This is a genomic window from Priestia sp. LL-8, from assembly GCF_036227845.1.
GTDB lineage: Bacteria > Bacillota > Bacilli > Bacillales > Bacillaceae_H > Priestia > Priestia zanthoxyli.
This window is the reverse complement of record NZ_JAZAQH010000001.1, coordinates 678,557-690,203: the sequence shown is the minus strand read 5'-3', so window position 1 is coordinate 690,203 and position 11,647 is coordinate 678,557. Positions and strand designations below refer to the sequence as shown.

10 protein-coding genes and 1 other annotated feature are annotated in these 11,647 nt (G+C 37.5%); of the genes, 2 read left to right on the top strand and 8 right to left on the bottom strand.

The genetic code is table 11. The annotated features are described in order from the left end of the window. Positions 1–264: 264 nt before the first annotated feature. Complete coding sequence (locus tag U9R83_RS03635; protein WP_013055419.1) at positions 265–840, top strand: GNAT family N-acetyltransferase; 576 nt, start codon at positions 265–267, stop codon at positions 838–840. Between the two features lie 284 nt (positions 841–1,124). Here U9R83_RS03635 and U9R83_RS03630 read toward each other — a convergent pair whose 3' ends face one another. The 5 genes from U9R83_RS03630 to U9R83_RS03610 all read right to left on the bottom strand — a co-directional run bounded on the left by U9R83_RS03630 (position 1,125) and on the right by U9R83_RS03610 (position 6,737). Next, positions 1,125–2,042 (bottom strand): ABC transporter ATP-binding protein, encoded by a 918-nt coding sequence (locus tag U9R83_RS03630; RefSeq protein WP_042992328.1) that lies wholly within the window; start codon positions 2,040–2,042, stop codon positions 1,125–1,127. Between the two features lies 1 nt (position 2,043). Beyond that, a complete protein-coding gene (locus U9R83_RS03625; protein WP_014461584.1) occupies positions 2,044–3,114 on the bottom strand; it encodes an ABC transporter ATP-binding protein in 1,071 nt (356 codons plus the stop codon). 14 nt (positions 3,115–3,128) lie between these two features. Beyond that, positions 3,129–4,055 (bottom strand): ABC transporter permease, encoded by a 927-nt coding sequence (locus U9R83_RS03620; protein WP_014461585.1) that lies wholly within the window; start codon positions 4,053–4,055, stop codon positions 3,129–3,131. Between the two features lie 2 nt (positions 4,056–4,057). Then, complete coding sequence (locus tag U9R83_RS03615; protein WP_014461586.1) at positions 4,058–4,993, bottom strand: ABC transporter permease; 936 nt, start codon at positions 4,991–4,993, stop codon at positions 4,058–4,060. Positions 4,994–5,090: 97 nt separating this feature from the next. Then, complete coding sequence (locus U9R83_RS03610; RefSeq protein ID WP_014461587.1) at positions 5,091–6,737, bottom strand: peptide ABC transporter substrate-binding protein; 1,647 nt, start codon at positions 6,735–6,737, stop codon at positions 5,091–5,093. Between the two features lie 668 nt (positions 6,738–7,405). Further along, positions 7,406–7,610: a binding site (T-box leader), on the top strand. 79 nt (positions 7,611–7,689) lie between these two features. Here U9R83_RS03610 and trpS point away from each other — a divergent pair. Next, positions 7,690–8,676, top strand: coding sequence for a tryptophan--tRNA ligase (gene trpS / locus U9R83_RS03605; RefSeq protein WP_042992329.1), 987 nt, complete (start codon positions 7,690–7,692; stop codon positions 8,674–8,676). 28 nt (positions 8,677–8,704) lie between these two features. On the opposite strand, the gene U9R83_RS03600 is transcribed toward trpS, so the two are convergent. The 3 genes from U9R83_RS03600 to opp4B all read right to left on the bottom strand — a co-directional run bounded on the left by U9R83_RS03600 (position 8,705) and on the right by opp4B (position 11,646). Then, positions 8,705–9,454 (bottom strand): YjbA family protein, encoded by a 750-nt coding sequence (locus U9R83_RS03600; protein ID WP_013055412.1) that lies wholly within the window; start codon positions 9,452–9,454, stop codon positions 8,705–8,707. Between the two features lie 300 nt (positions 9,455–9,754). Continuing rightward, positions 9,755–10,669, bottom strand: coding sequence for an oligopeptide ABC transporter permease (gene opp4C, locus U9R83_RS03595; RefSeq protein ID WP_013081753.1), 915 nt, complete (start codon positions 10,667–10,669; stop codon positions 9,755–9,757). A gap of 11 nt (positions 10,670–10,680) precedes the next feature. Further along, entirely contained in the window at positions 10,681–11,646 is a 966-nt protein-coding gene (gene opp4B / locus U9R83_RS03590; protein WP_014461590.1) for an oligopeptide ABC transporter permease, read from the bottom strand. Position 11,647 lies beyond the last annotated feature (1 nt).

Below are 11,647 nucleotides of genomic sequence, written 5' to 3'. Positions count from 1 at the left end.
GTTCATTTTATCAAAAATCACAAAAAATGCGATAGTTTTTTGTGATTTTCACAAATAAACTTACGATTTAAATATAATTAAACTCATTTTTACCATTATATGTTCTTATACCACTATAATTATTTAATTATTTTGAATAATCTATCTTTTTTGGTCTATATTTTCAATTATAGATGCTTACTTTTCCCTAAAAAGGGTAAAGATAAGATAACTGTTTAAACACTATTATGAACATCATCATGAAAAGATCAGTAGGAGGGTGCTATGAATTGGTACGAAAAACTCAGTCAATATTTTCCCATTGAAGAAATGAAATCAAAGAAGCATATCGAAACGCTTTTACAAGAACGCAGCGATATTTATCATAAAAATGAAGGACCTCATCACGTATTAATGTACGTGGAAACAGACCAATTTATCTTTATTGATTACCTCTTTGTTTCAAAAGACGCTCGAGGTCAAGGGCTTGGCGGTAAATTAATTGATGAGTTAAAACAGCATAACAAACCAATTATCTTAGAAGTAGAGCCTGTAGACTATAAAGATTCAGACTCAGCAAAACGACTGCATTTTTATAAACGTGCAGACTTTAAGCATGCTCAAACAATTGGCTATAACCGCCGCTCATTAGCTACAAATGAAATTAACCAGATGGAAATTCTATATTGGTCTCCTACCTCTGAAACAGAGGAAAGCATTTTAAATAAAATGAAAAAAACGTACGAGTTGATTCATACGTACAAAGACAAAGAAATATACGGTGCGTCTTATCAGCCGGCAGATCAAGTGTTAAAAATTGACAAAAACCGTAAAGACGGCGACATTTTAGCAGATTTATAAAAAAAGAAGGTAGACAGATGTCTACCTTCTTTTTTTATTTTTTGAATTATTATTCAATATAAAACATTATTAATCACTTATATTCCTTTAGTTATAAGGTTTGTATATAGATATTTTGTCTTAAATATAAAATTCTGAAAATTTTTAATAGTATTTTTCAACCCTTTACTGTATAATACCTGTAAAGCGCTAATGTTACTTGTTCTTACATGTTTTTTGCAACTTGAAGCTTAGTGTTCTTTGATAACTAAATAAAAAACGACCTCGTTGTGAGATCGTTTTTGTTATGTTGTATATGTGGCAAACTCTGCTTGAGAACAAGACACATAGTGACCTGGAGATACTTCTCTAAGCTCTGGTTCTTCACCGTTATAGTCGTGAATACTTGGATCATAAATTTTGCGCTGACGCGTTTTTTCACTATCAGGATCGGGAAGCGGGATAGCTGAAAGCAACGCTTTTGTATATGGATGAAGAGGGTTACGATAAAGTTCATCACTTGGTGCAAGCTCTACAATTTTCCCTCTATACATAACGCCGATGCGATCGCTGATGTATTTCACCATTGACAAATCATGGGCGATAAACAAATATGTTAGTCCACGTTCACGCTGTAACTTCTTCATTAAGTTAACAACCTGAGCTTGTATAGATACGTCCAAAGCTGAAATTGGCTCATCTGCGATGATAAAATCAGGTTCTACTGCAAGTGCTCTTGCGATACCGATACGTTGACGCTGTCCGCCACTAAACTCATGTGGGTAGCGATTTGCATGTTCTTTGTTAAGACCTACTGTTTCAAGAAGCTCATGAACCTTTGCCATACGCTCCTTTTTGGTTTTGGCTAAGCCGTGAATATCAATGCCTTCTGCAATGATATCTGCTACGGTCATACGAGGATTAAGCGACGCATATGGATCTTGGAAAATCATTTGCATTTTACGATTGAATTTTTTAAGCTCTGAGCGAGATTTACGACCATGTACATTTTCGCCATTGAACAGCACCTCACCGCTAGTAGCATTGTATAAACGAATAATCGTTCTGCCTGTTGTTGACTTTCCGCAACCAGATTCACCTACAAGCCCTAATGTCTCTCCGCGGAAGATGTCAAACGTCAGACCATCAACTGCTTTAATTGTCCCTTTGTTTGTGAAAAAATGTTGCTTTAATCCTTTAATCTCTAATAATTTATCTGTCATGTTATTCACCATCCTTCGCTACAAGTACGGGTGTGCTGTATACATTATCAACTTTACGCATGCGGCGTTGAACTGAAGCAGGCGGCTCTACTTTTGGTGCATCCGGATGTAACAGCCATGTTTTCGCATAGTGCGTATCAGATATTTTGAACATTGGAGGTTCTTGCTCAAAATCAATTTTCATTGCGTATGGATTTCGCGCTGCAAATGCATCTCCCTTTGGAGGGTTCGTTAAGTCAGGCGGCGTTCCAGGAATAGCAGCCAGTTCTTCTTCTGCCTCGTTATCTAAACTCGGCATAGAGGCTAACAGTCCCCACGTATACGGATGTTTTGGATCGTAAAATACTTCATCCACTGTGCCCATTTCAACAATTTGACCAGCGTACATAACGGCTACTCGATCGGCTACGTTCGCTACTACACCAAGATCATGGGTAATAAAGATAATAGACGTATCCGTTTTTTTCTGAATGTCTTTCATCAACTCTAAAATTTGAGCTTGAATTGTCACATCAAGCGCCGTTGTTGGTTCATCAGCGATTAGTAACTTCGGATTAGAAGCAAGAGCCATCGCAATGACAACACGCTGTCTCATCCCGCCGCTGAATTCATGGGGATATTGATTCACACGCTGTTCTGGAAAAGGAATCCCTACAAGCGTTAATAACTCGACTGCACGTTTTTTCGCTTCCGCTTTAGATACTTTAGAATGCTTGATTACGACTTCACCAATTTGAGCCCCAACTTTCATCGTTGGATTTAAAGAAGTCATTGGATCTTGGAAGATCATACCGATATCTTTACCGCGAATAGCTTCCATTTCTTTATCCGTTTTCTTTGCTAAATCAATGCCGTCAAACAGCATTTCACCGCTTTTAATTTGGCCAGGAGGCATCGGAATAAGGCGCATGATCGTTTGTGAAGTTACACTTTTACCGGATCCTGATTCACCAACAATTGCTAGTGTTTCACCTTTATTTAAGTGGAAGTTAACGCCGCGAACAGCCTGAACTTCTCCGCCATATGTTTTAAAGGATACAGCTAAATTCTTTACTTCTAATAAACGTGACATATGAGTTCACTTCCTTACTTACGTAGTTTTGGATCTAACGCATCTCGTAATCCATCACCAATTACGTTGAACGCTAAGATTGTTAAACAGATAAACAAACCTGGGAAAAATAAGCGCCAAGGATAGTATTCCAAAGCAGGTAAGCCCTCTGAAGCCATTGTTCCCCAGCTTGCAAGCGGCGCTGGAACACCTAGTCCCAAGTAGCTTAAAAACGCTTCTGTAAAGATTGCTGAAGGAATCGTTAGTGTCATTGTTACTAAAATTGGACCTGTTGCATTAGGAATAAGATGTTTAAATAAAATACGTTTTGTTGTTGCTCCTAATGTTTGTGAAGCCATTACGTATTCTTGGTTTTTCAATTGTAAAACTTGTCCACGCACAATACGTGCCATGTTAATCCAGCCGGTAATGGTCATTGCCAAAATCATTGTGCCCAATCCCTGGCCTAGCATAACCATTAAAATAATAACAAGTAAAAGGTAAGGAACACCGTATAAGATATCCGCAACACGCATCATTGTTTCATCTGTACGTCCACCGCGGTATCCAGAGATGCTTCCCCAAACTACGCCGATGAATAAATCAATTAAAGCTGCTGCTAACCCGATAAATAATGAAATACGAGCGCCTTCCCACGTACGAGCAAACACATCGCGTCCTAATTCATCTGTGCCGAACCAGTGCTCAGAAGATGGTGCCTGATTGGCATTCAATAAATCATTGGTTGCATAATCGTATTTCACCATCAATGGACCAAATATTGCCATAAAAACAAGGAGAACCATTAGTACTACACCAAACATAGCAAGCTTATTTTTGCGAAAACGAATAAAAACATCTTGCCAGAACGAAAGACTCGGTTTTTCAATCTTTTCTGCTTGAGCATGGTCAATCCCTGCTGTTTCAAACATTTCTTTAGGAATTTTCGGAAGTTGCTGCATAGTTACTCTCCTTTCTTAGCACCTGTAAGTTTAATTCGAGGATCAATAAAGCCGTATGCAATATCTACAAGCAGGATACATACGAGTAGTAAAATACTGTAGAACACTGTTACGCCCATAATCGTTGTATAATCTCGGTTTGAGATACTGAGTACAAAGTGTGAGCCTAATCCAGGGATACCGAATATTTTTTCAATAACAAAGCTACCTGTTAAAATCCCTGCTACTAAAGGTCCCATATAGGATACGACTGGAAGCATCGCATTTCGCATTGCGTGCTTAACTGTAATAACGCCTCTGCTTAAACCTTTTGCTTTCGCCGTACGAATATAATCATTACTTAATACTTCAAGCATACTTGAACGAGTTAATCTTGCGATAAACGCCATAGGGGTCGAAGCAAGTGCAAGAGCCGGCAACACCGTATGCGCCCATGATTCCCAGCGCGCAACAGGAAAAATTTGCAGTTTCATAGCCAGAACGTATTGTAATACCGCTGCCATGATAAAACTCGGTACTGAAATTCCTAGAACCGCAATAACCATCGCCGTATAATCTTGCCACTTATTATGCTTTAAAGCTGCAATAACACCTAGCAGTACACCAATAGCAATCGCTATTAAAATAGCTTCCATCCCTAACATGAATGAAACAGGGAATCCGCCGTTGATCAAATCATTTACCGTTTGGCCTTTATATTTGAAAGATGGACCAAAATCCCACTTTAAAATTGATGTTAAATAATCAAAGTATTGATGGTACCAAGGCTGGTCTAAACCGTAATACTGATTTAGATTTTTTTGAATTTCAGGGGGAAGCTGCTTTTCTGATGTGAATGGACCTCCCGGAACAGCACGCATTAAGAAAAAGGTCGCTGTTACGATCAGCCATAATGATAGAAACATATAAACAAGTCGTTTTCCTATATATTTGAACACCCTGACACACCTCCATATTTTTACAAAATTCGCGCACAAGAAAGAAAAGTATATGGAGCACCAGGCCCCATATACCCTTTGTCATAATTGATGTTACTTACTCAAAATGAGCCCATTTAATCTGAATGTCTCCAAGACCAGACATCACAACATCTTTCAGCTGCTTGTCTTGTACCCAAGCATTTGTGTAGAAGTAGATTGGTGCCACTGGCATTTCATCCATGAAGATACCTTCTGCTTTTTTCAACATTGCCTGACGTTTTTTAGGATCTGTTTCTTTTTGAGAGTCAATTAATAACTTTTTATATTCTGGATTTTCCCAGTTTGTATCATTGTTTCCGCCTTTTTTGTCACGGAATAATTCTAGGAAGTTGATTGGATCGTTAAAGTCTCCTAACCAGCCCATACGCCCAACTTGATAATCTCCTTGGTGTAACTTTTCAATGTAAACAGCCCACTCAGAGTTGTCTAACTGTACTTTAATACCAAGGTTTTTCTTCCACATATCTTGAACAGCTTGTGCAATTTTTGCATGTTTTTCATCGGTGTTGTATGAAACCTTAATTGCTGGTAGTTCTGAAGCATCTTTAAGGCCCATTTCTTTCAAGCCTTTTTCTAAATATTCTTTTGCTTTTTTCACATCATTGTCTTTGAAGTAGCCTTTTTTGTTATCTTCAAACATTGTTGGTGGTACAGCCGCCATCGCTGGAACTGAACCGTCTTTTGTAATTTGCTCTGTAATACCTTTACGATCAATTGCATAAGCTAATGCTTTACGAATGTTCACGTTGTCTAAAGGTTTTTGTTCTGTATTAAACTTGTACCAGTAAGTACCTGCAATCTCTTGAATGTTTAATGAACCGTCTTTCTTTAATTCAGGAAGTGCATCAGCTGGTAATTGACCAGTAGGCATACCCGCCCAGTCTAATTCACCGTTTTTGAACATTGAAAGTTCAGTGTTGTTATCATTGATCATGTACATTTCAACTTTTTTAAGTTTTACAGCATCTTTATCCCAATAGTTTTCATTAGGAACTAACTCGATTTTGTCATTATGTTTCCAAGTTTTTAGCTTGAAAGGACCGTTTGACGTATAGTTTTCGCCTGCATTTGTGTACCATTTTTCATTTGATTCAGCAATTTTCGTATTCACTGGGAAGTACGTATAGAAAGCTGTTAATTCTAAGAAATATGGCGTTGGGTTTTCTAATGTTACTTCAAGCGTTTTATCATCTGTTGCTTTAACTGCAACATCATCTAATGAACCTTTTCCTTCATTAGCAGCTTGTGCATTTTTAACATAGTATAATTGATATGCATATTGAGATTCGTTTTTAGGATCTAACGCCCATTTCCATGCATATTCGAAATCTTTTGCTGTTACAGGGTCACCATTTGACCATTTTGCATCGTCGCGAATAGTAAACGTATATTTAGTTTGATCATCGCTGACCTTCACATCTTTCGCCATTGCATTTTCAGGTTTTCCATCTTTACCGATACGAGTTAAACCCTCAAATGTTTGTAATAATACGTTTGATGACGTTGAATCATTAGCTAAGCCTGGGTTCAGTGAAAAAGGCTCAGTTTTAATGTTTACGCGAAGCTCTTGCTCTTTCTTCTTGTCGCCGCCATCACTGCTAGCATTTTCACTGCCACCAGATTCTTTGTTAAATCCACATGCAGCTAAAAACAAGCTCATGACAAGCAGCAAACTGAAAAGAATCGACAACCTTTTCTTCATTGCGTGTTACCCCCTATTAAATTTTGTTTGTGTGGCAACCATATTTTTTTGATATGCACTAATTTCTTAATCCTCTTTCAATACAAAATAATCAGTTATTTTTTCACATAGTAGAGTGCTAAAGACCTCACTGCAAAATTATTCTTCTACCCTATGAAACTGTCATCAATTGTTTACATGCTGTAAATCCAATGTATGCGCTTAATATGTAGAAGACTCATTCATTACAAAATTCGCTAATTGAAACAAAACATTGTCTATTTTGTGTTTTCTGAAAAATTAAGAAATTGTAATACCTTTGTAAAAAATATGTTTGTTACGCCTATTATAAATATTTTAAAAATTTATTGCAATACTATTATTTAATGGTATTTTTTTGTCATAAGGGAAAAAACCTTATCTTATAAGGATTGTGCCTACTTGTCAGACGTCTAAAATCTTTTTTGTAGTATAGGTATTACAATAGTATTACAAAGTCATTAGAAATACTAAACGAGCGATTTTTACCAAATCCTCCACCAAATTTTCATCAAGAAATGCTTTAATTAAAAGGTTCTTGTCTTTTTTTGCCGCAGAAAAATTCCAGTAAATTGTCTTATAAAACTTTTTAGTAATAAGATGTTTAAATTCCTGCTTTTTCGCGTTATAATAACGAATAACTATATATGATTAAAGCTGTGAAAAAGAGTAGTATGCAGAATTTTCATTTTTAGAGAGTTTGTGGCTGGTGGGAACAAACATTGAAACCTGCAGAATGGACTTTGGAGCTTTCAAGTGCAAAGCTTGAACGTTGACCTCAACGTTACATGAATAAAGATAGTTCACAGTTATGTGTGCTAATTAGGGTGGCAACGCGGTTCATTCGCCCCTAGCTTATGCTAGGAGCGGATGGGCCTTTTTATGTTGTATCCGTAAATTAGCATCATATATGTGCAGATGAAAGGAAGATTTGATGAAAACAATTTTTTCAGGTATTCAACCAAGCGGTACCATTACTTTAGGTAACTACATTGGAGCGATGAAGCAATTTGTCGAACTTCAAAATGACTATAACTGTCATTTTTGTATTGTAGATCAGCATGCGATTACAACGCCTCAAGATCGTTTAGCACTTCGTAAAAACATTCGCAGCCTTGCTGCCCTGTATGTAGCAGTAGGAATTGATCCAGCAAAATCGACTTTATTTATTCAATCAGAAGTGCCCGCCCACACAGAAGCGGGATGGATGTTACAGTGTGTAGCGTATATCGGTGAACTTGAACGTATGACTCAGTTTAAAGATAAGTCCGCTGGAAAAGAAGCAGTATCAGCAGGATTACTAACTTATCCTCCATTAATGGCAGCTGATATTCTTTTATACAACACCGATTTGGTTCCAGTTGGTGAAGATCAAAAGCAGCATTTAGAATTAACGCGTGATTTAGCTGAGCGCTTCAACAAAAAATACAATGATATCTTCACTATTCCTGAAGTACGTATTCCAAAAGTGGGCGCACGCGTCATGTCTCTTCAAGATCCTACGAAAAAAATGAGCAAGTCCGATCCAAACCAAAAAGCTTTTATTACGCTTTTAGATGACGCTAAAACAATTGAAAAGAAAATCAAAAGTGCCGTAACGGATTCAGAAGGTATTGTTCGCTACGATAAAGAAAATAAGCCAGGTATTTCAAACTTATTAAGTATTTATTCAATCCTAGCAAATAAATCAATCGAAGACATTGAAGCAATGTACGAAGGCAAAGGTTATGGTGACTTTAAAGCTGACACAGCTAAAGTAGTAGCTGAAGCACTCGCTCCAATTCAAGAAAGATATTATGAATTAGTTGATTCTAGCGAGCTAGATGATATTTTAGATCAAGGTGCCGATAAAGCAAATGCAACGGCTAATAAAATGCTTCGCAAAATGCGAAACGCAATGGGAATTGGCCGTAAACGTTAAAAAAACGACTGCTATGCAGTCGTTTTTTTTAATTAACTTTTGGCTCTTGTTCAATTTCCCAAAGTTTTTCAAAGAAAGGTTGTCCTTTTACTAAGCGCTCGCATAATAATTTATGTTTCGGTGACCACCCTGACTTCGTTTCGTCGTATAGCTGATTCCATACGTCTTGAAACGACATCTCTTGAATGTCTTCGTATTTCGTTGGATTCCACTCTGTGTACCAGTAGCGGATTTGAGCTGTATTTTTTGTAGTATGTAGCTGATCAAGTGCCATAAATAACAGCTGTTTTAGCTGACGTTCTTTACGTGTTAGTCCTCTCATCGTTTCAGGAGACGGTGAAAGAATATGATGCTCTTTTTTATTTAGCTCGTCTTCACTGAACTTATATTCTAGCTCTTCTTGATCCGCAATCATCTCATAGACTAACTGTTCTTGTCTTGGAATTAAGCGGCTTTTTCGAATCGGAATATGATATCCCATCGTATCAATTGCTAAAATATTCGTTCCATCTGTAACGATAAAACAATATTCAACCTGCGTGCGTTCATGATTTTTCCGAATGTATGCTTTCTGATAGACATCTTGTAGTAGTTGTTGAGGTAGCTCGGAAAGATCATTTTCAATGTAATGAAATAAAAGCGGGTTTACTTTTAATAACGGTGCTTGATCGAGCAGTTCTACACAATCGTCTTTTCTCCACTCATGGAAATGACACACATTATAACCGTTTTCTTCGCCTTCAAACCAATTAACCCATACATCATGAAGATATAGCATAATTTACCCCTCACTTACTATCTGTTTGTTATCCATCAGTATAGGCAGAGAAAGGAATTTTTATTCCAAATGATGTTATTTTTCTAAAAATTAATTGTAAAATACCTTCATTTTTGGCTATTATTCAAATGTACTTATTTCGAAGCCCAGACATAACGCCAGTGCTAATGATTATTAAACGCTTCATGAGCTATATCCACCCCTATAAGCAACAAAAAATCCGAGTTTCTTCTATAGTAATAGGTTTGTCAGGAGGTCTGACAAACCTAAAAAAATCTATCACACTTTTGTGATAGATTTTTAACGAAGAGATTTTGGATTCAACGCATCTTTTAATCCTTCACCAATGAAGTTGATAGCTAGGATTGTAAATGTAATAGCTAAACCTGGCGGAACCCACATCCAAGGCTTATTCTGCAGCACATCTGATTCCCTTGCTTCTGTCAGCATATTCCCCCAGCTTGGCGTATCAGCCGGCACGCCAAAACCGATAAAGCTAATCGCTGACTCAAACACAATAAGGATGGCCATCTGCAAACTGGCTTGAACCACAATCGTTGAAAACACATTTGGCAGCAAATGTTTAAAGATGATTTTAAACGGGCTGCACCCAATGGAAACAGCTGAAAGCACATATTCATTTTCTTTTTCAGCCAAGACTTTGCTTCGCACCAGCCGAGCCGTACTTCCCCAGCTTAGGAAACTAACAACTAGGATGAGCGTCCAAACGCCTGAGATCTTTCCAATTAGAATTGTATTTAACACTACAACAAAAACAATTAGCGGAAAGTTTAAGACAAAGTCTGTAAAACGCATTAAGAATTGGTCCACTTTGCCTCCGTAATAACCTGCAATCGAACCAATAAGAGTTCCGATTAAAATAACGAGTGTTGTACAAGCAACTCCAATCAGTAACGACGTTCTTCCTCCATACAACGTACGTGCAAATACGTCTCGCCCATTAGTATCCGTTCCAAACCAATGCTCACTAGAAGGCGCTGCATTCATCGCCATATAGTCAATACGCGTAATATCTGCTTTTGTAAGCAGCGGTGCAAAAATAGCAAGAAGCGTAATCACAATCATGAAAGCTAAACTGATCATGGCTAGTTTATTTTTAACAAACTTCTTTCGCGCAATCGCCCATGGAGAAAGGTTTTTAGGAGCTTTCATATTCACTTCTGGCTGCACATCTTTTTTCGTTACAATTTCCATACTTTCTCCTCCTAATCCAAACGAATACGCGGATCTGCTACGCCGTATAACAAATCAGCAACCAGATTCCCAACCAGTGTTAAAATTGAAAACAACATTGTAAGCGACATCATAACTGAGTAGTCACGAGTTGCTACAGAGTCAACAAACAACTTTCCGATTCCTGGATACGTAAAGATCGTTTCTGTAATGATAGAACCGCTAATGATTGTTACAAGATCAAACCCTAAAAACGTAATAAGCGGAATCATTGAGTTGCGTAAGATATGAACATTATAAATTTTAGATTCTTTTGTTCCTTTTGCTCTAGCTGTGCGTACAAAATCTTTGCGACTGTTTTCAATAATATCATTGCGCAAAAATTGGGTATACTGCGCGGTCGACATCAAGCCAAGAATCAGCGCGGGTAATATAACGTGATGAATTCTACTTTGAATAAAGTCCCATGATCCCTCTTTCAATCCTACTTCAACAGAACCGCTAAATGGAAACCAACCTAACTGAAAGGAAAATAAATAAATGCCTACGATTCCTGCGATAAACGATGGAACCGCTAATGCAAAGTAATTATATCCTGCAATAAAGTTATCTGCTAAGGTATACGGTTTTCTTCCTGCATACATACCTAAAATAAATGCAAACACATACGTAATCAAAAGCGAAGTCAAAGCTAAAAAGATAGTATTAGGCATACGCTCTAAAATAATATCTAATGTCGGTAGCTTATGAGTTGTTGACTTTCCTAAATCTCCTTGTGCCACTCCCTTTACCCAGTTCCAATATTGAACGTAGATAGGATCGTTATATCCTAGCTTATCACGCATTTCCTCAATGTATTTTGGATCTGTATTACTAGGGTTGATTTCTCCCCCAAAAGGGTCCCCTGGCATCATTTTTGCCAGGGAAAACACAACAAAGGAGATCAGAATCAACATTGGAATCATCCCTAAAATACGTCTTAGTGAGTACTGCAGCATC